The sequence below is a fragment of the Shewanella algidipiscicola genome (assembly GCF_003605125.1).
Classification (GTDB): domain Bacteria; phylum Pseudomonadota; class Gammaproteobacteria; order Enterobacterales; family Shewanellaceae; genus Shewanella; species Shewanella algidipiscicola.
On record NZ_QPQT01000020.1, the window covers coordinates 33,267 to 53,646 of the forward strand.

The window sequence follows — 20,380 nt, forward strand, 5'->3', positions numbered from 1 at the left end:
GGCTGTACAGTTACAGCTCCCTATTGCACACTCACCTATAATTGCTTATTTCTACAGGTTTACTATGTCAGCTTTTCAACACTTAAGCGTTAATCAACTGCTGCAAATGCAACAAGAAGATAGTCAGATTCAGATCGTCGATATTCGTGACAATGCCAGTTTCGAGGCTGGACACATTGCAGGCTCTACTAACCTGACTAACGACAATCTTGCGGCCTACATTGCCGAAGCCGATATGGATCAGCCCTTAGTGGTGGTTTGCTATCATGGCATCAGCAGCCAAAATGCCGCACAATATTTACACGAACAAGGCTTCGATGACGTATATAGCCTAGATGGCGGCTTCCAAGCGTGGCGCGAAGCTAACTAACTCCAGTGAGAAAATGCTAATGCTAGAAATTGGTCGCTTACCCAACGCGCGTGCCGCACAGGCACTTATCGACTACTTAAAAGGTCAAGGTGTAAGCTGCCAACTCACCCATGGTGAACACGACGTTATTGTATCCGTTGAGCACGAACAAGATTATGCATCTGCCCGCGCCGAATATGAGCGGTTTATTCTACATCCCCATGATGATAAATACCTGCAAGCCTCTTGGGATAATGGCAACCCAGCAACAAAATTAGATTATGGTGCACCTAGCTTACAACTGCTGAGCCAATTTATCTCTGGCGCTGGCCCACTCACGCTAGGGATTATTGCCCTTTGCGCCGTGATCTATTTAGGCTTTAATATTGGCTTTGCTAATGTGTTATTTGAACACCTGTCATTCTTTGGTGCCGTCCCCAATAGTGGCTTTGAGCAAGTGTGGCGCGTCTTCACCCCGAGCCTAATGCATTTTTCAGCCATGCATATCTTATTTAATCTGCTCTGGTGGTGGTATTTAGGCGGTAAAATTGAAAACAAGCTCGGCGTTGCCCCCCTGTTTATCCTACTGCTGATCGCCGGCACACTGCCCAATATTGTGCAGTATTTTATCAGCGGGCCTAACTTTGGCGGCCTCTCTGGCGTAGTCTACGCTGTGGTCGGCTACACTTGGGTGATGGGTGTTAAACGCCCAGAAGCAGGCATAGGCCTGCCACCCGCTTATATCGGCTTTATGCTTCTTTGGCTGGTATTAGGCTTTACCGATATGTTTGGCCTATCGATAGCCAACGGCGCTCATATTGGCGGCTTGGTTGTCGGGGTGATTCAAGGCTTTATCGATAGTAAAAAACACACCTAGGCGCAAGCGCCTAGGGCTTGTTATTGCCGCCTACGCAGCCAGCTCAATCACCTTTCTCACCAGTTTGTCGATACCAAGTTGTGCTTGGGCAATATTCTCTGCCAGCATGTAAGCTGGCGTGCTAACTAATTTATTGGCTTCATCAACCACTATCTGATCCACATTAGCCTCGACATGCTGACCACCCATCAAATTAAACGCATGTGCAGTTTCGGTGTCGTGCCCAATGGTGCCACGAGCCTGATTATACAACTTAGGGATCATCACAGGAGAAATGCAGATAAAGCCCACTGGCTTTTTCGTTTCAATAAACTCATTAATAAAATCAATAACCTCAGGCGCAACCTCACATTCGCTACCCGCAACGGCGAAATTACACAGGTTCTTGGCGGCGCCAAAGCCACCGGGGATCAACAAGCCGTCAAACTCACCGATAACCAGATCTGTCGTGGCCTTTATCTCCCCCCGCGCAATCCGTGCAGATTCCACCAATACATTACGCTTATCTTTGACATCGACTTCACCAGTCAGGTGATTTACCACATGCATCTGGGCAATATCGGGGGCAAAACACTGATAACAGGCACCGGCTTGAGTGACCGATAGCAAGGTCAACACCGCCTCATGGAGCTCGCTACCATCAAACACACCCGCACCACTCAATAACACTGCGAATTTTTTCATTAATAGCTCCTTTTATATACCCAATAGTTTTAACAATAAAACAACAAATCGCTTGATCTGTTTATTTTTCGTGCTAAGTTAGTCCCTCGACTTTAGCAAGCCGTTGTCAATTCGCCAAGCCAGAGCCGATAAATGGAATAAAAATAAAAGTCCACACATTAGGAAATTTTACTTGGAAGTAATACCTAGTTCACACAAAAAATAAACACCACATAAAATCAATAACTTAAAATCACACCATGTCGTCGCGGTTGTAAAACCTGCTCGTTGATTTTTTTTTAGCTCACAGACTTATCCACAGCCTAGTGAGTAATTTTGCGTGGCCGAAATCGTCCTAATGTGGCATGCTAGCGCCATCATCGAATACCGATAAATGAATAAACATTATGCCTACTATTGCTGAAAACCCACTGATACTTGTGGATGGTTCTTCTTATCTTTACCGCGCTTATTATGCCCCCCCTCACCTAACGAACTCGAAAGGCGAAGCCACTGGTGCCGTTTATGGCGTAATTAATATGCTGCGTAGCCTTCTCAAGCAATATAAGCCAACACAGATGGCCGTTGTATTCGATGCCAAGGGGAAAACGTTCCGTAATGATTTGTATGCAGAATATAAGGCGCATCGCCCAACGATGCCTGATGACCTACGTTCGCAAATTGAACCGCTACACCGTATTGTGCGAGCACTTGGCCTGCCATTAGTCTGTGTGCCGGGTGTCGAAGCCGATGATGTTATTGGCACGATTGCGACTCAAGCGAGCAAAGAGGGACGCTCGGTATTGATCAGCACTGGCGATAAAGATATGGCGCAGCTAGTCGATGACAATATCACCCTTATCAACACCATGACCAATACCATATTAGGGCCTGAAGAAGTACTCGAAAAGTTTGGCGTTGGCCCAGAATTGATTGTCGACCTATTAGCACTGCAAGGCGATAAAGCCGATAACATTCCAGGCTTACCTGGTGTGGGTGAAAAAACCGCGCTGGCGATGCTTAATGGTGTTGGAGGGGTTGAGCAGATCTTAGCTCACCCAGAAAAAATGCCAGAGCTCGGCTTTCGGGGCGCTAAAACCATGCCAGCCAAAATTGCCGAACATGGCGAAATGCTAAGACTCTCATATGAACTCGCTACCATTAAGTTAGATGTTGAATTAGACCAAGATTGGCATCAGCTGAATATCGCTCCAGCCGATAACGAAGAGTTGATCAAATGCTATGGCGAAATGGAATTCAAGCGTTGGCTTGCCGAAGTGCTCGATGGTAAAGGCGCTAATAGTATAACCAATGACTCACAGGGCGAAGATAGCACGCCTGTACCACAAGATATCGATGCCAATTACATCACCATTTTAAGCTGGCAACAACTGGACGAGTGGATTGAAAAACTCGCTAGTGCCGAACTCTTTGCCGTCGATACCGAAACCACCAGCCTTAACTATATGCAGGCTAAGTTAGTCGGCTTATCCTTTGCTATTGAAGCGGGTCAGGCTGCGTATCTGCCACTTGGACATGATTATCCCGACGCGCCAGAACAACTGGACATGGCACAAGCTTTAGCCAAATTAACCCCACTACTCGAGGATGCTAGTATCAAAAAGGTTGGCCAAAACCTAAAGTACGATATGAGTATTCTGGCCAACGTTGGGATCACGCTGCGCGGCATAGCCTTCGATACCATGCTCGAATCTTATGTATTTAATTCGGTCGCTTCGAAACACAATATGGACGACTTAGCCCTTAAATATCTGGGACATAAGACTATCGGCTTCGAAGAGATTGCAGGTAAAGGCGCCAAGCAACTGACCTTCAATCAAATCCCGCTAGAGGTAGCAGCACCTTACGCCGCTGAAGATGCCGATATCACCCTAAGATTACATCAGCATTTGTGGCCAAGATTAGCCAAGGCCCCTGCACTCGCTAGCGTGTTCAGTGATATCGAATTGCCGCTGGTAAGCGTGCTATCACAAATTGAACGCCAAGGCGTGCTAATTGACAGCATGTTACTCGGCCAGCAAAGTGAAGAACTCGCACGAAAAATTGATGAGCTAGAACAAAAAGCTTACGACATCGCCGGCGAAACCTTTAATCTCAGCTCAACTAAACAGTTACAAGCCCTGTTTTTTGAGAAGCTCGGCTACCCTGTGATTAAGAAAACCCCCAAAGGCGCACCATCGACAGCCGAAGAGGTGTTAGTCGAACTGGCGCTCGACTATCCGTTACCTAAAATACTGCTAGAGCACAGAAGCTTATCAAAGTTAAAAAGCACTTACACCGACAAGCTACCTTTGATGGTCGACGCAAATACTGGCAGAGTACACACTAGTTATCATCAAGCCAATGCTGCAACCGGTCGTTTATCGTCGAGTGAGCCTAACCTACAAAATATCCCAATCCGCACCGAAGAGGGTCGCCGCATTCGCCACGCCTTCATCGCGGGTGAAGGGCGTAAAATTCTGGCTGCCGATTACTCGCAAATCGAATTACGCATCATGGCACACCTATCGCAGGACCCAGGCTTACTGAGCGCGTTTGCCGAGGGTAAAGATATTCATAGCGCGACCGCCGCTGAAGTCTTTGGCGTCGATTTTAGTGAGGTGAGCAGTGAACAACGTCGCCGCGCAAAAGCGGTCAATTTTGGCCTCATTTATGGCATGTCAGCCTTTGGGCTAGCACGCCAGCTTGATATCCCTCGCTCCGAAGCGCAAAAATATATCGACATCTACTTTAAGCGCTACCCGGGTGTACTCAAGTATATGGAAGAAACCCGCGCCGCGGCAGCCGAACAAGGTTACGTATCAACGCTATTTGGCCGCAGGCTCTACCTACCAGCCATCAAAGATAGAAATGCCATGCGACGCCAAGCAGCTGAACGCGCCGCAATCAACGCCCCGATGCAAGGCACCGCTGCCGATATCATCAAGAAAGCGATGATTGATGTGGCACATTGGATTGCAAGCGACACTCAAGGCGAGATCACCATGATCATGCAGGTACACGATGAATTAGTTTTCGAAGTTGATAGCGATAAAGCCGAGAGCTTAAAAGAAAAAGTCTGTCAATTAATGGCGAGCACTGCCAGTCTTGATGTCGAGCTACTGGCCGAGGCCGGTATTGGTGACAACTGGGAACAGGCGCACTAATACAACACATCTCCAACGGCCAGCTGACTAAAGGCGCAGCATTTGAATTGATTAAGCCTCATTTAGTGTGAGGCTTTTTATTGCAGTATAAGCCTCACACTAATCCACCAGAGACGATCAACCTACTCACCTTTAGTCAGCACGAGCCATTAACCTGAAAAGTAATTTATTTTCATTTTGAGTATTTAAATCGATAAACTCTTATTTAAAAGAGCTAAATTGAAATTTTAAGATCAAAAAGCTGGCGTTTTTATCGCCATTTTTTAGATATCGCTCACATTATTGTCGTTTTTAACGAAAAACAGTTTCCCTAATTACGTCCAATACAGTATTATTCTCGGCGTAGGGTACAGAGGTTAAGATGTTCTATCTTTCAGACCTTTTTTAATTCACTTATTAAGTGAATAGCCGAATTATGGCGCCTCAGCAATTTAATTGCTGGGGCTTTTTTTCACCTGAAATTTATTTTAGAGCAAATACTTTAAGTCGTTCGAGATTCGCGCTATCATAAACTTATTGAGAGCCATTGATCATCGATTAATGGAACTTGAGTCTTGTTGAATTTAGCTTCTCCTCAAAAGAGCTAATTTATTCGCCGATGGTTTATACCGTCGGTTTTTTTTTGCTTAAAATTCGGCTACTTCTCCCTGCTTCCTTTGTTATCAGCAACACCAGCTCAACTAACTTAAGCAAAAAAACGCCTCCACGAAGGAAGCGTTTTTACAGCACCTTGAATACTACTCTTGGTCGGCTTCGGCCAAAGCCTCAACTAACCAGTCAGGGTGACACCATTCATTCAGTATGCTTAATACCTTAGGTTTTCCAGTGCCTTTTAATGACGAGAAAGGCTCAACTTTGACCGCATCACCGAAATCAATTAGCGCCTTGCGAACTTCATTAACGGTTTTCATTCTAGCGCTTTGAGCTAACTTATCGCATTTCGTCAGTAGCGCGAGCACCGGAATATGACTATCAACAGCCCACTCAATCATCTGCATATCAAGATCTTTTAACGGATGACGGATATCCATTAAAACCACTAACCCACTTAAACATTCACGCTCTTGTAAATATTGGCCTAACGCTTGTTGCCACTTTTTCTTTAACGCTAGTGGGACTTGAGCAAAACCATAACCGGGCAAATCCACTAAACGGCGGTGCTCATCAAGCGCAAAGACGTTAATTAACTGCGTACGCCCTGGAGTTTTACTGGTTCGGGCCAAACTTTTTTGTTCTGTAAGCTGGTTTAATGCGCTGGACTTTCCGGCGTTAGACCGGCCAGCAAATGCAATTTCAACACCCACATCTCCAGGCAAATGTTCATTGAGATGCGCGATATCAGGTGCGCTGATCAAAAATTTTGCCTGCCGAAAATCGATACGAGAATCAGTCACTACCCACTCCAAAATTTGTTCATTCTTTAGTTTAAATATCGAAGAGTTGCTTACATTTGCACAATTTCGTGTAAAATATTACTCCGATCACATAAATCATATTTTATCACGCTTGCAGGTCACTCTCGTAAGCTCAGGACAAAAAATTTAACTAAAAGTTGGAACGCCATGAAAAAGCTAGCTATTGCGCTATCAATTTTAGCCACATTATCGACTCCCGCTATTGCAGCAGGTGATGCTGAAGCGGGAAAGACTAAAGCAATCATTTGTTCTGCCTGTCACGGTGTTGATGGTAACAGCATGATAGACATGTACCCTAAAATTGCGGGGCAACAAGAGACTTACCTGAAGAAACAGCTACACGATTTACGTCAAGCGGCTCACACTGGTGGTAAAGAGGGCCGTAACGAGCCACTAATGAGCCCGATGGCTGCCGGACTAAGCGACCAAGATATTGAAGATCTATCCGCATTCTATGCTTCACAATCCCTCACAATGACCGAAGTAAAAGATGTACCCGCATTAGGTGAGCAACTTTATAAAGGAGGTGATACTGTCCGTGGAATTACCGCCTGTATCGCTTGTCATGGCCCTAACGGTAAAGGTTCTGAAGCAGCGGGTTTCCCAGCAATTGCAGGGCAACACGCTAATTACATAAAAATTCAGCTAACTAAGTTCCACGACTCTACTCGTAACAACGACTTAAATGGCATGATGCAAGACGTCGCGAAGAAATTAACTAGCGAAGATATCGAAGCACTAGCAAAATACGTTGCGAGTATTAAGTAATTAGTAAGCTTAATTAAAAAGGTGGTTATGACCACCTTTTTAATCGCACCAGGTTGACGCTTACGTCAACTGGCAAAAATCGAGCTTGACATAGATCACAGATTTAGGTTTAATTGTGCCCGTACCGAGGTGAACCCAACTGTTTATCCAAAATTTATCTAATAACATTAAACAGATTTCGGTATGTAACATCATTTAAGATATAAGAATAAAGCTAAACAATAACAATAATAATACTAAGACCACTCACTAATAAAATAATAAGAGTTGCACTTCGAGTTTGAAGTCCGGTCATACACTATTTGGTAAGGATTATTGGTTAGGAAGGCCAATACGCTAATTAGCACTCACCTTACTCGTTCAGAAATGCTACTACTGAACTCAACGTTAAACCGACAAGGATGGTTAAGTTATCGTCAAAGATGACGAACAATATTGTGATGTGTCATTGAGACCATCTACGGAAACTGTGGTCAGGAAGACAACAGGTGAATAAGAAAGTGTCTGGAAGACCGCAAACGATAAAAACTGCATGGATAGCAGACAAAAAAATAAGATGGAATCCGACTGGGAAAGTCGCATAGCAAGTAAGGAAACTTGGAGTCAGAATTGAGTACCTAGGGTACTTTTTTGGAAGGCGACAGTCATACTGTCGCCTTTTTTTATGACAAAATGTACACTAGTGGAATCACCTAGAAGAGTCATTCGTTACCGATGCGAAGATGCCCCCTGTGCCATAACGATAATACCGCCCCCTTCTATCAAGATAGAAAACGTTGCATATACCGATGTAAAACCTGCATGTTACTATTTGCCGATGCTAATTCTCACTTGCCGCCCAAGGCAGAGCTCAATAAATACCAAACGGCAACCCAAAAACATAAAGCCACCAGCCAACTAATATTGAGCCTAGTAGGTCAAATCGAACAAGAGAGCAAAGCCCCCTTAACCGGACTTAATTTTGGCCGTGTAGTGACCCCAGCACTTGTCGATGAGTTAGCGATTAATGGCCACCAGTTGTATCAATACGACCCATTTTTTGCACCACAACATAAAGTGCTAAAACAGCAATACGACTTTATCTGTTGCTATAAAGTATTTGAACACTTTCGCTTCCCTAACAGGGAGTGGCGTTTACTCTGTTCATTGCTAAAACCGGGCGGATGGATGGCGATAAATACGCAATTGCTCACCGAGTTAACTGGCTTTTCTAAATGGCACCATAAGAATAATTTAACCCACGTCAGTTTTTATCAGCAGGCCACGTTCCAATACCTAGCATACCAAGCTGAATTTAAGCTATTATTCGCGTCAAACGATCTCATTTTGGTGCAAAAACCACCAAAATCTGATATAACACGCGACCCAAGTTCTCTTGTCTAATTTGATTAGATAAGTTCACGATATTTTTTGTAGTTGAGATTATTGCTATGTCCCGTAACAAATCGCGCAAGATCAATGAGAATGCGCCTAAGAAACAGCCACGAACGAAAAAGCAAGACCGTGTAGTTGCCGGCAAAAAGCAAAATTCGGGCAACAAACCGGGCAGTCGTCATGACGAAAAGCAGATCCAGCAAACACAATCGGGAGCAGCGAGAGCCAAAGATCCTCGTCACGGCAGTAAGAAGCCTGTGGCCTTAAATCTACCAGCCGTTAAACCAGTAGAGAAAAAGCCTGCGGCTCCTAAAATGAGTGATGAGCAGAAGCTACTTAAATTAGAAGATGATCCTCGTCTAAATTCGCTACTCGACATGTTAGAAGAGGGCAAAACATTAAACGCAGCCGATCAGAGCTGGCTTGATAAACAGCTGACTGAAATCGAACGTTTAATGGAGCGTCTCGGTATCAATGAAGAAGATGATTTAGAGCACGTAATGAAAACCACTGCAACGTCTGATGATGATTTGCTTGAGAAGTTTGAGTCTGGCGCTGATCTGCTAAAAGACTATCAACGTAAAGACTAATGCACTCGCATTACGACTTAATGGCATCGAATTCGATGCCATTTCTATATCTACTCCCCTAACACAGCTTATTTGGACCTGATTATGACGACTTCACTTATGATTATCGGTGCCTTAATTATTATTGGGCTTGCAGGCTACGCCGCCCACCTACTGATAAAATTAAAGCAGCAGACTCGGCAACAGCAAGCACAACAGGCCGCTCAACAGCAAGCTATCGAGGCTCGAGAGCAAGAGCTGCTCGGCAATATTCATTATATTGCAGCGGCGATGCTAGAGGAGCGCTGTGAGCTCTCAGAGGGAGTGATGCGCATCGGTAAGCTGTTTGGTATTTTGGGTCATACAGAGCAAGTCATCAGCCGTTATCCTGCATTGTTTGCCCATTTCGAGGTTATTGAGCAGCACCCCATCATGGAGCAGCGTCAAGCACTCGCTAAACAGCAGCGAATGAAGCTCGACTTGATCAGAATGAAATCAGAGGCGGCGCTTGAAGCCGATATCAACCAAGAAGCGCAGCAACTGATTAAGGATTACGCCCTTTACGCAAAATAGCGGCGTGAGTCGGCGCACAAATTTTACTTCGCACCACAGACATTTGGTCTAAATTCAAGGATATTCATCGGCTACTATTACTTGCAGTGTTAATTTGCAACGCAGATCAATGTTATTAATCTGATAACATTGCATACTTCGCTTGTTGCTAATTTACCACCTTCGGAGGACACGCCTTGAAGCAGCCCACCCAAATTAATTGGGATCAGTCAATGATCGAAAAGTATAATTACAGCGGTCCCCGTTACACCTCTTATCCGACCGCACTCGAGTTTGATGACTCTTTTACTGAAAACGATCTGCTGACTTCAATCAAGAACAGTAAAAGCGATAAGTTGTCGCTTTATCTGCACATCCCTTTTTGCGCTAAGCTTTGCTATTACTGTGGCTGCAACAAGGTGATCACTCGTCATCAGCACAAAGCTGACCAATATATTGAATATTTAGCGGCCGAAATTGTTAAGCGTGCGCCCCTGTTTAAAGACTACCTAGTGACGCAAATTCACTGGGGCGGCGGAACTCCCACTTTCCTTAATCCTGAGCAGATCCTTAGACTCTCTTCGCTACTGCGCGAGCATTTTAATATTGCCGATGAAGGTGAGTATTCAATCGAAGTCGATCCTCGGGAAATTGAGCTATCTATGCTCGATACCCTCAAAGAAGCTGGATTTAACCGTATTTCGATTGGCGTGCAAGACTTCAACAAAAAAGTACAGGTCGCGGTTAATCGTGAACAAGATGAACAGTTTATCTTTGACCTTATGGCCAAAGCTAAAGCGATGGGCTTTGTATCGACCAATATCGATTTAATCTATGGTCTGCCACACCAAACACCAGAAACCTTTGCAGAAACCATGCAGCGGGTCTTAGACTTATCGCCCGATCGCCTATCTGTGTTTAACTATGCGCACCTGCCAGCACGCTTTGCTGCGCAGCGTAAAATTAAGGATGAAGATTTAGCCTCTCCGCAGCAAAAGCTAGAGATGCTACATCAGACCATCGAAACCCTCACAGGCGCTGGCTATCAGTATATTGGTATGGACCACTTTGCCAAACCTGACGATGAGCTATCTATCCTGCAAAATGAAGGTCGACTGCATCGTAATTTCCAAGGCTACACGACTCAAGAAGAGTGCGACCTACTGGGTTTAGGCGTGTCATCCATTAGCCAGATTGGCGATTGTTACGCACAAAACCAAAAAGACATTCGTCCTTATTATGAGTCTGTCGACGCCGTAGGCCATGCATTATGGAAAGGCTGTAAGCTTAACCGTGATGATGAGATCCGCCGCGTAGTGATTAAACAGCTCATCTGTCACTTTGATCTGGACATGGCCAAGATTGACCAGCAACTTGGAATTAATTTCGAAGAGTATTTTGCAGAAGATCTTAAGCTGCTACAAACCTTTGTTGACGATAAACTGGTCGATATTACCGACAGAAAGATCACCGTTAGCAATACTGGACGCTTGCTTATTCGTAACATCTGCATCTGTTTCGATGTTTACTATCGCGATAAGGCACGTCAGCAACAGTTCTCACGTGTGATCTAATCGCTGCAGTTAACCGCTAGCGATAATGACCGCCCATTAAAAAGCCGATGATAATTCATCGGCTTTTTTGTTTATCACGCTCAGGTCATTACGCTTTGGCGGCGTATAACGCTTTGCGTTCGCTGTCAGATAAAAAGGCCATCTCCACGCCATTGCGTTGCAATAATGCTAACTCGGCATCGGTTAAGCCCATTTCAGCTTTTACTACGCGATATTCATGCTCAATATCGATAGCACTCACACCCGGATCGTCAGTATTGAGCCCAATTAACACCCCTGCATCCATAAAAGTGCGCAGCGGATGCTGTTGATAATCAGCAACCGTCGATGTGTGCAAGTTACTGGTTGGGCAAGACTCAATACCTATCTTATGTTTAGCTAGGTATTCCATCAACTTAGGATCATGCACCGCATTAACGCCATGGCCAATACGGGTCGCACCCAACTCCAAAATCGCCTGCCACATGCTTTCGGCACCAGCCGCTTCACCAGCGTGAGCCGTAACCGCAAGGCCAGCATCGCGCGCCTTATTAAAATGGCTGTTAAACAGTGCGCCAGGGAAGCCAAGCTCATCCCCAGCCAAGTCCATCGCCACTAAGTGCTGTTTATGGGTCAGCAGCGCGTCGAGCTCCTGCATACAGGCTTGCTGGCCAAATGAGCGCGACATAATACCAATCAAATTGATTTTAACGTCATGCTCTTTTACACCAGCCTTAACGCCATCGATCACCGCTTCAACAACCCCTTCGAGCGGTAATTTGTGGTTCATCGCCATGTAATATGGGCTAAAACGCAACTCGGCATAATCTAAGCCTGACACGGCAGCATCGACAACGTTTTCATAAGCTACGCGTTTAACGGCATCGAGATCGGCAAGCACGGCCACCATCCAATCGAGCTTCTTTAAAAACGCGACCAGACTCGACTCTTTACCTTGAATTTGTACAAAAGGCGCTAACCCTTCCAATGTATCGGATGGCAACGCAATGTGATGTTGATGACCAAGCTCCCAAATCGTATTGACCCTGACGTTGCCATCAAGGTGACGATGAAGGTCCACCAACGGAATGGATGTATCAATCATATTTAACCCCTATGTAAACCCCTCAGCCAATATTATTTTTTATCTGGTCTGAAGTTGTTAGCACTATAACATGCATTATTTAATCAACTGTACGACTTAATTCAGCTATCGCACTGCGTACTGTTGGCACATCATGGAGCCTAAGCCGCGCCGATGACAAGCAACACACACCCGTGCATAATGTTTCACTAACGACTCACTCCGATGAGTTAGCAGCATCAATAACTGCTTTTAATAACAGCCTTTAATAATAACCATAAATGGAAGGACTCCCATGTACTCTCGCCTCGCCCCGTGTCTCTTGCTCGTTAGCCTCAGTGCCTGCCAGTTGCAACCATCGGCTCCAACAACATCACCATCAGCGGCACATCCTATTGGCGTACCCGCTACAAAAAATGCAACCTCGCAGGAATTACAATCGATTATCGATGACGCCTGGCAAGTTCGCTTAGACTTTGATCCTGAACTAGCTTACGCATTAGGTGATAGCGCCGCAGCGGGCAAACTGGCTAACTTGTCGCCGCAAGCGTTAGCTTTGCAGGCTCAACGGCAACAAGCCTTGCTCACACGCTTACAGCAACTCGACAGCGCCGTGCTTACTAAAGATGAGCAGATCAACGCCCAAATCTTGCAGTACCAGCTGCAAAACAGTGTCGACATGTACCGCTATCACGATCACTACCTGCCTATTTCAGCAGAAAGCGGTTTTCATGCTTATATCGCCTCGATAGCTAAAGGACGCTTTGCTCAAGCGCAAGATTACCAAGATTACCTAGCTAAATTGCAGGCACTGCCAAACTACTTTGTCCAGCAAACCTATTGGTTAAAACAGGGATTAGCCGCAGGTATCACTCCAGCAAAAGTCGTGTTAACCGGTTTTGAAGACAGCATCAGCGCGTTTATCGTACCAGCTGAACAAAGTGGCTACTTCAAGCCCTTTACTCAATATCCGGAACACTTTAGCCCACAGCAACAAGCGCAGCTCACAGCCCAAGGTCTCGAGTTGATCCGCAGTTCAGTATTACCCGCCTACCGCGCCTATTTTGACTTTATGACTCAGGAGTATATTCCCGGTGCCCGCAGCAGCATCGCCGCCAGCGACCTACCCAATGGCAAAGACTTTTATGAAAACCGCGTGCGTTACTACACCACCTTACCCATGACCGCCGATGAAGTGCATCAGCTTGGCCTTAAAGAGGTCAAACGGATCCGCGCAGAGATGCAAACCATCATCGACGATATCGGCTTTGAGGGAGACTTTGATGCTTTTTTGCATTTCCTGCGCACCGATCCGCAGTTTTACCCCCAAACCGCCGAGGAGCTGCTAAAAGAAGCCGCTTATATTGCTAAGCAAGCCGATGCCATATTGCCACGTTATTTTGGCCAATTACCCAGAATGCCTTACGGCATTCAACAGGTTCCTGCCGAAATTGCGCCTAAGTACACCACAGGGCGTTACTCGGGTTCGAGCCGAGACGACGAGCCCGGTTACTACTGGGTTAACACCTACGCCTTAGACAAACGCCCTCTGTATGAGATGGAAGCCTTAACCTTGCATGAAGCTGTGCCGGGACATCATTTGCAGATCTCGCTCAATCAAGAGCTCACATCCTTGCCTAATTTTCGCCGTTACAGCTATATTTCAGCCTTTGGCGAGGGGTGGGGATTGTATGCTGAGTTTTTAGGTCTAGAGGCAGGCTTTTATCAAGATCCCTACAGTAACTTTGGCCGCTTAACCTATGAGATGTGGCGCGCGGCGCGTCTGGTGGTCGACACAGGCATGCACGCCAAAGGCTGGTCTCGCCAGCAAGCCCTCGACTTTATGGCCAGTAACACCGCACTGTCGATGCACAATGTCACTACGGAGATCGACCGTTACATCTCATGGCCTGGGCAGGCACTGTCGTACAAGGTGGGGGAACTGACCATTAAACGCTTACGCCATCAGGCCGAAACGGCGCTTGGACAAGACTTCGATATCCGCGCATTTCACGATGCTGTTTTAGCCAATGGATCAGTACCTATGTCGGTACTCGAGGCGCAAATAGAGGACTTTATTGCCGCGCAAAAGGGATAATTGAGAACATGAGGGTGAGCCTGTATCTGGCTCACCTTTAATCATTAACTAACCCCGCATAGGGTTAAATTAAAAAGAAAAAATACACTACCAGTAGAAACGAGACTATGGCACCTATGATCACCGGGTAGATCATATAAGCGTCATTAGCACGCCTAGCCCTGATACGGCATAAGTTGGTTAAAAATAGGCTGTAGACAAACAACATCACCGAAATAACTGCGCCATAACCAAAGGTGAGCGACTGCATTTTTAACGCCGTAACGATCAACAACACCCAGTCGAGTAGGATTAAATAAAGAAAGAACTTCTGCAGCTTATTGGTACCTACACGCTTAAAAGATGCTGTCATGCTAACCTCTAATTTACAGAACGACGTTTGAGTTGCTGCAATAGCGATAACAACTGCATATTATCGGCCTCAACCCAACGAGCTCCCCAAAATCGAAGCCGCCCCTGTACTTGATGAGTGCGAGTGATTTCACATAGCAGGCGCTGCTGCTCAAATTGAATATAGAGTTGCTGGCCTATCACTAAATTCATGCTCGCCAGCAGCCCCACACCACTTAAACTAAAATCTTTAATACTGGCTGCGCCTAATGACTTGGCGGTCAACCAACCCGGTTCAAATAGGGTGACGGCAACACCGTCGCAAGCCAAGACGAGCGAAGCACTCGGATTAGGCCGCAGACTAAAGCGCTTATGCTCACGGCGATTATCATGCTCTAGTTCATCAGATATCTGTGAGTCGCTATACCTATCCTTGGGTATATCGTCAAAATGAACTAAATCTTCGTACTTAATCACACTGCTATCCTTTTCTTTACTGCTGGTAGCGGACCCTAGGTTGATTGGCTTTGGCTTGTTGCTTTGCCTCTTGTACGTCCACTCCTGCATCCAATACTTCTGCAGGCACCCCGACCATGTCACGGATCAGCTGTTCGGTCGATGAGGTTAAGATCAGCACTTCAATACGGCGGTTAGCTGCAGCAGCAGGTTCGTCACTGACATAAGGTACCTGATCGGCCATGCCTGTCACTTGAATCACTTGCTGGCGTTTAACGCCCCCATATTCAAGCACTCGCCGCGCTAACAATGCACGTTTACTGGATAATTCCCAGTTAGTAAATACGGTACCCGCGTAGGGCGTTGAATCGGTATGGCCTGAGATCACCATAGCATTGGTGATTTGACCCAATACCGGTCCTAATGCCAACAGTAAGTCTTCAAAATAGGGTTGTATCTTGGCGCTGCCACGGGTAAACATAAACTGGTCAATATTGTCATGGATTAAAATCCGTATCCCTTGCGGCACCAAGGTAATGGCAATATTATCAGCCATTTCAGAGCTTTGCACTACACGATTCAGCTCTCGGGCTAACATAGTTAACTGTGCTTGGGTCTCGTACTGTCCAGGGACCATGGCATTAAGCTCTGGGCCTAACCCCGCATTAGGCTCACTTTCTCCCACAGGCACGTTATTGTACGCCGCAGGTCCGGCTTTCTCTGCGCCAGTGCCTTGGGTTGGGATCACCGCTTGCTGCACCGCCATTGAGCCCTCTAAATCGATCATCGATGAGGCGTCATTCATACTAAACGGATTTATCGGCCCAGTTTCATTCATCTCACCGCGCAGGTATTGCACTATCATGGTGCGCTCACTTTCATCGGCAATCTGCATGATCCACAGCACCATAAACAAGGCCATCATCGCCAAGGTAAAGTCGGCAAAGGCCACCTTCCAGGCGCCGCCATGACCACCGCCACGTTTACTACGCTTACGGCGGTTGATGATGACTGGTTCATTTTTTTGGATCATCAGTTTTTCTGCTCCTCCATCCAGCGCTCAAGCTCGATGAATGATGGTCGACTTTCACTCTGGATCTGTTTACGACCGGCATCGATCGCCATCATAGGGGGTTTACCCTTGACAAAAGCGGTCAAAATGGCGGCCACACATCGCAGTTGAGCCGACTTACGATCAACCAGATGCTCCAACGCTTTTGATAGAGGATCAAAAAAGCAGTAACAGGCAAAAATCCCGATAAAAGTACCCACCAAGGCGGCGGCGACTTTCACACCAATCATAGTAATGGGGCCATCGATGGCCGACATGGTAATGATAATCCCCAGTACCGCGGCCAAGATACCGAAACCTGGCATCGCCTCGCCCACTTTATGTAAGGCTTCTGATGGGCGTAACCTGTCTTCTTCGATGCGGTGGATCTCCTCTTCGAGTAGGTGCTCGAGATCATGAGGCGATATTTTACCAATCGACTGTATACGTAAATTATCGATAAGAAATTGCAATACATCGGGATGCTTTAACACGGCGGGATACATCAAAAATAGCGAACTGGCCTGCGGATTTTCAATATGCTCGTCTAAAACTTTAAGCCCTTGCATCTGAATTTGAGACATTAAGACCCCCATCAAACCAAACAGCTGCGGATACAGCTCAGGGTCTTCCTGCTCTTTGGTAAACAGCTCTTTAATTTGCTCAATCATTTCGATTAAGACGGGCTTAGGGTTGGCTATCACAATCGCACCGATACCCGCGCCAAAAATAATCAAAATTTCAGCAGGCTGCCATAAGGATCTCAGCGTGCCACCTGCCCATAAATAGCCGCCAAATACAGAGAACAGGATGATCAGTAACCCAATTAATTTACTCATTACGCTTTACTTACTCCGAATAACTTTTATTGCTGCAGTACGCCTTTCAGCTGTGCCACGGCTAATTTATGCAGCTGACAAATACGGGTCTCGGTTAACCCCAAGGTCGCGGCAATCTCTTTCAAATTGAGCTCATGTTGATAGTAAAGCGACAGGATTAGCTGTTCTCTTTCATTTAATTTTGCCATGGCTTTGATTAATGTCTTTTTGAGGATAAATTGGTCGACACTATTACCCCCAGCAATGGGGTCGTTACCTAGACTCAACATCTCATCAAGACTCTTCATGATCTCAGCTTGCGAGGCATAAAGACGTTCACGATAGGCTTCGTGGCTCAACCCCATCTCGGCGGCCACTTCCAGATCTTTAGGTTCTCGTCCAAGACGACGGCTCAACGTACGTACCACATCATTTAGCTCATGGGCCTGCTGCCTCACCGGACGCGGACGCCAGTCTTGACGGCGCAACTCATCCAATATCGCACCACGGATGCGCTGGCCAGCAAAAGAGATAAAACCGTTGTCATACTCTCCCGGATAACGCCGAGACGACTCCAGCAGCGCCATCATGCCAATCTGCTCCATATCTTCTATGGCCAACATGGCACCGCAATGGCTGCGTAACTGAGATACGGCGCGTTTTACCAAAGGTAAATACTGGCGCATTAGCTGCGCTTCACTCATGCGCTGCTGTGGCTCATCGCACACTTGTTGGTAGGCTAGCTGCCCGTCAGTATTCATTGTCGACCCTTTACTGGAGCACCATACGGGTGAAGAGCACTTCGTCGATATCCGACTGAAAATCATTTTCAGACAATACCTTCACTATCATCACTAAGGCTTCAGACTGTAGGCTTTCGAGTTGATCTCGATCATTTAACTCTTGAAATGTTTTGCGCGAAAACATCTTCATTAATGAGTTACGGATCACTGGATCGGCCTCGAGTAACACGCTTTCGAGTAGCGGGTTGTGGCTCTTTACCGTCATCTCAAGCAACATATAGTGAGGGTACTTATCGCCCGGGATAGACATGATAAATTTTTCTAATGGATAGTATTTCGCGACCTTTACCGGCTCTTCTTCAGGTTGTAGATAGGGTTTAGTTAACTCAGGACCTTGCCAACCCAACCATAAAGCACCTGCGGTCCATCCAAGGAAAACACAGATAATGGCTAAACTTTTAACTACACTCGATTTCGCTAGTGCCATGCAATTACTCCGGCATTACGCCAATAAATTCAATTGATGCTGGTGCAATTGCGCCGACATCTCAGTTTCGGTACTAGGCTCAAAATCACGCCCATTGATGCTTGGGGTGTTTAAGCCTGCGCTCTGTTGTTGTCGCTGCTGCTCGCCGCCACTGCCATTTTGGCCAATATCTAACTCAATGTGACCGCCATGGTCTTGAGCTAAATCATTGCGTAGTCGTTCAAGCCCAGTTAATAACGCCTCACGTACTGCCGGATTGACCGCATGCATTTGAATATGAAGACGATCGCCATCGAGGCGAATATTTAGCTCAACTTTACCAAGCTCGGGAGGATCGAGGCGTAATTCGGCGTGTTTAATGCGTTGATCAATCTGAAAACGCAGCTGTTCACGCATCGGGGTCAGCATCTCATGTGCCTGCTGAGCAACACTGGCCTGTGGGCTAACCGATACAGGCCCCCACTGACTCACATTGGCCCCTTGCCGACCCGCTTGCTGCGTGGCCTGACTAGCAATATCCAACGCCTCTCCATGACGAAGCTCGGCCATTACAGGCAACAAACTGGGGTCGCTGCGTAGCGTAGTCACGCCAGTTGCAGGCAAAGCACTCGTGTTTGACGCTAGGTTCATGTTGGCTAGTGGCATAAACTCGGCCCCAGGGCCACCACCTTTAACCAGCGACGCCGGTAATGCCACGCCGCCATTGTCCACAGCCGTCACTGTGTGGGCCTGATTCTGGTTGGCCAACGTACCGACTGGGATACTGATTGCCGTTTTCATAGGATTGACCAAAGTCGCCAAGGCGTTGGCCTGTGTGGCGCTATCGCTGCCCGCTGCGGCGAACCGCATTACCATATCGCTGCCGCCGTCAGCCATGGCGGTTGAAAATCCCAACTGCGCCGCATAAGGGCTTGCCGTGGTGACAACACTGGCCAATGGTGCACTGTGTGGGGACAGCAACTCAGGATTAAGCTGGCCGCTGTAGCTCACATTGGCTGATGCCATATTCACAGGGGTCATGCTCACTGCAGCCATGCTGGCTGGGGCCATACTCACAGAGCTCATGCTAACTGCCGCCGCGATCTCTGAGGCCATGCTAGCTGAACTCATCTCGCCCATAAACATAGGATCGTCGCTCAACTCATGAGCTAATGCCTGCTCAAGCATGGTTAAAGCGATGTCAGTTTGCTCACCTTGCGCTAGCGTACCCTTATCGGTAGGCAATAAGGCAAACTGCGGCATCTCCTCGCGCTCTGACATGTTAGCCGATGACGTGTTAGCCGTAACACTCGCCGCCTTACCACTCGCCTCGGCCGCAACGGGTCGCGCCATTATAAAATCAGATATCATCAACAGCTCCGCTGCTTAGGGTTAATTGATAGGCCGCAAGTCCCGGCTGTTGCTGTTTAAAGCGTTGCATCTCTACACTGAGTTCATCGCGCGCCATCTCCAATTCACGCAAGACTTGAGCATGGATCTGCCCTAGAGCTGCACGGGCTTGTCGTTGTGCCTCGCTGCTCGCCGTACCCGCCTTGGTCAACGCCCTGATTAGCGTGGCATTGACCCGAGTCACCTTCTCCCAATCGCCTTGGTCCGCATACTGACGTAACGCTACGCCAAAGCGGTGCCACTGCTCAATTGAGATTGGCCCATCCTTCTCTGACATTGGTAATAACCTCGGTTACTGGCTGGAGCGCTTCGGCGCTGTTCTCGACACTGGCACTGATTAATTGACGACTGCAGTAGTCATACAGGCGATTTAGGCTAGTGGCAATTTCACCGCCGTTTTCGAGATCCAGCATGGAGTCAAGACCATGAACAATATTGAGACACTTATTGATGCTAATACCCTTAGCCTCAAAACGTTTTCGCTCCATGTGGCCTGCGGCGCGCTCTAGCTCCTCAAGCAAGCCCTCCAGTAACATACGAACCATATCGTGGGGGTTCGCAGCGGCAACGCGGGCATCTAAAGAGGCTTGCTGATACGCATTAAAGGGATCGTGCTCATTTAACATTTATACTGTTT

At 46.9% G+C, this 20,380-nt stretch carries 21 protein-coding genes; 9 read left to right on the forward strand and 12 right to left on the reverse strand.

Translation table 11 applies throughout. The annotated features are described in order from the left end of the window. Nucleotides 1-64 precede the first annotated feature (64 nt). The gene (gene glpE / locus DVO77_RS17685) at nucleotides 65-370 is read left to right on the forward strand and encodes a thiosulfate sulfurtransferase GlpE (RefSeq protein WP_110458402.1); all 306 of its coding nucleotides are present in this window, start codon (nucleotides 65-67) and stop codon (nucleotides 368-370) included. 19 nt (nucleotides 371-389) lie between these two features. Beyond that, nucleotides 390-1,226 (forward strand): rhomboid family intramembrane serine protease GlpG, encoded by an 837-nt coding sequence (glpG, locus tag DVO77_RS17690; RefSeq protein ID WP_110458476.1) that lies wholly within the window; start codon nucleotides 390-392, stop codon nucleotides 1,224-1,226. Nucleotides 1,227-1,256: 30 nt separating this feature from the next. Here glpG and elbB read toward each other — a convergent pair whose 3' ends face one another. Then, a complete protein-coding gene (gene elbB / locus DVO77_RS17695; protein WP_119979233.1) occupies nucleotides 1,257-1,910 on the reverse strand; it encodes an isoprenoid biosynthesis glyoxalase ElbB in 654 nt (217 codons plus the stop codon). Between the two features lie 386 nt (nucleotides 1,911-2,296). On the opposite strand from elbB, the gene polA reads away from it, so the two are divergent. Then, a complete protein-coding gene (gene polA / locus DVO77_RS17700; protein WP_119979234.1) occupies nucleotides 2,297-5,056 on the forward strand; it encodes a DNA polymerase I in 2,760 nt (919 codons plus the stop codon). A 737-nt stretch (nucleotides 5,057-5,793) separates the two neighbouring features. On the opposite strand, the gene yihA is transcribed toward polA, so the two are convergent. Continuing rightward, complete coding sequence (gene yihA / locus DVO77_RS17705) at nucleotides 5,794-6,450, reverse strand: ribosome biogenesis GTP-binding protein YihA/YsxC (protein ID WP_110458406.1); 657 nt, start codon at nucleotides 6,448-6,450, stop codon at nucleotides 5,794-5,796. 168 nt (nucleotides 6,451-6,618) lie between these two features. On the opposite strand from yihA, the gene DVO77_RS17710 reads away from it, so the two are divergent. From DVO77_RS17710 to hemN, 5 genes are all read left to right on the forward strand, one after another. Continuing rightward, nucleotides 6,619-7,239, forward strand: coding sequence for a c-type cytochrome (locus DVO77_RS17710; protein WP_119979235.1), 621 nt, complete (start codon nucleotides 6,619-6,621; stop codon nucleotides 7,237-7,239). Nucleotides 7,240-7,953: 714 nt separating this feature from the next. Further along, entirely contained in the window at nucleotides 7,954-8,622 is a 669-nt protein-coding gene (locus DVO77_RS17715; RefSeq protein ID WP_119979236.1) for a methyltransferase domain-containing protein, read from the forward strand. Nucleotides 8,623-8,669: 47 nt separating this feature from the next. Continuing rightward, on the forward strand, nucleotides 8,670-9,203 hold the full coding sequence (gene yihI, locus DVO77_RS17720; protein ID WP_119979237.1) for a Der GTPase-activating protein YihI: 534 nt from the start codon (nucleotides 8,670-8,672) through the stop codon (nucleotides 9,201-9,203). Between the two features lie 84 nt (nucleotides 9,204-9,287). After that, nucleotides 9,288-9,755 (forward strand): DUF2489 domain-containing protein, encoded by a 468-nt coding sequence (locus DVO77_RS17725; protein ID WP_119979238.1) that lies wholly within the window; start codon nucleotides 9,288-9,290, stop codon nucleotides 9,753-9,755. A 176-nt stretch (nucleotides 9,756-9,931) separates the two neighbouring features. Continuing rightward, entirely contained in the window at nucleotides 9,932-11,308 is a 1,377-nt protein-coding gene (hemN, locus tag DVO77_RS17730; protein WP_110458411.1) for an oxygen-independent coproporphyrinogen III oxidase, read from the forward strand. 88 nt (nucleotides 11,309-11,396) lie between these two features. On the opposite strand, the gene add is transcribed toward hemN, so the two are convergent. Beyond that, nucleotides 11,397-12,392, reverse strand: coding sequence for an adenosine deaminase (add, locus tag DVO77_RS17735; RefSeq protein ID WP_119979239.1), 996 nt, complete (start codon nucleotides 12,390-12,392; stop codon nucleotides 11,397-11,399). A gap of 274 nt (nucleotides 12,393-12,666) precedes the next feature. Between add and DVO77_RS17740 the strand changes: the two genes are divergently transcribed. Beyond that, a complete protein-coding gene (locus tag DVO77_RS17740) occupies nucleotides 12,667-14,469 on the forward strand; it encodes a DUF885 domain-containing protein (RefSeq protein WP_119979240.1) in 1,803 nt (600 codons plus the stop codon). A 64-nt stretch (nucleotides 14,470-14,533) separates the two neighbouring features. Here DVO77_RS17740 and DVO77_RS17745 read toward each other — a convergent pair whose 3' ends face one another. The 9 genes from DVO77_RS17745 to fliS are packed head-to-tail and all read right to left on the reverse strand — an operon-like array spanning nucleotide 14,534 to nucleotide 20,369. Beyond that, entirely contained in the window at nucleotides 14,534-14,821 is a 288-nt protein-coding gene (locus tag DVO77_RS17745; protein ID WP_119979241.1) for a hypothetical protein, read from the reverse strand. Nucleotides 14,822-14,829: 8 nt separating this feature from the next. Beyond that, nucleotides 14,830-15,276: a PilZ domain-containing protein gene (locus tag DVO77_RS17750; protein WP_119979242.1), complete on the reverse strand. Its 447-nt coding sequence runs from the start codon at nucleotides 15,274-15,276 to the stop codon at nucleotides 14,830-14,832. A 16-nt stretch (nucleotides 15,277-15,292) separates the two neighbouring features. After that, nucleotides 15,293-16,288 carry a flagellar motor protein MotB gene (locus DVO77_RS17755; protein WP_119979243.1) on the reverse strand — a complete coding sequence of 332 codons (996 nt, stop codon included), beginning with the start codon at nucleotides 16,286-16,288 and terminating at the stop codon, nucleotides 15,293-15,295. Continuing rightward, nucleotides 16,288-17,145 carry a flagellar motor stator protein MotA gene (motA, locus tag DVO77_RS17760; protein ID WP_110458417.1) on the reverse strand — a complete coding sequence of 286 codons (858 nt, stop codon included), beginning with the start codon at nucleotides 17,143-17,145 and terminating at the stop codon, nucleotides 16,288-16,290. Before motA ends, DVO77_RS17755 begins: the two co-directional genes overlap by 1 nt. 26 nt (nucleotides 17,146-17,171) lie before the next feature. Then, nucleotides 17,172-17,885: an RNA polymerase sigma factor FliA gene (locus tag DVO77_RS17765; protein ID WP_119979244.1), complete on the reverse strand. Its 714-nt coding sequence runs from the start codon at nucleotides 17,883-17,885 to the stop codon at nucleotides 17,172-17,174. Between the two features lie 10 nt (nucleotides 17,886-17,895). Then, nucleotides 17,896-18,354 (reverse strand): flagellar basal body-associated FliL family protein, encoded by a 459-nt coding sequence (locus DVO77_RS17770; protein WP_119979245.1) that lies wholly within the window; start codon nucleotides 18,352-18,354, stop codon nucleotides 17,896-17,898. A 15-nt stretch (nucleotides 18,355-18,369) separates the two neighbouring features. Beyond that, nucleotides 18,370-19,704 (reverse strand): flagellar hook-length control protein FliK, encoded by a 1,335-nt coding sequence (locus DVO77_RS17775; RefSeq protein ID WP_249038207.1) that lies wholly within the window; start codon nucleotides 19,702-19,704, stop codon nucleotides 18,370-18,372. Beyond that, the gene (gene fliT, locus DVO77_RS17780) at nucleotides 19,694-20,020 is read right to left on the reverse strand and encodes a flagellar protein FliT (protein WP_110458420.1); all 327 of its coding nucleotides are present in this window, start codon (nucleotides 20,018-20,020) and stop codon (nucleotides 19,694-19,696) included. Before fliT ends, DVO77_RS17775 begins: the two co-directional genes overlap by 11 nt. Beyond that, nucleotides 19,989-20,369 (reverse strand): flagellar export chaperone FliS, encoded by a 381-nt coding sequence (gene fliS, locus DVO77_RS17785; RefSeq protein ID WP_119979246.1) that lies wholly within the window; start codon nucleotides 20,367-20,369, stop codon nucleotides 19,989-19,991. The genes fliT and fliS overlap by 32 nt, the downstream gene beginning before the upstream one ends. Nucleotides 20,370-20,380: the final 11 nt, after the last annotated feature.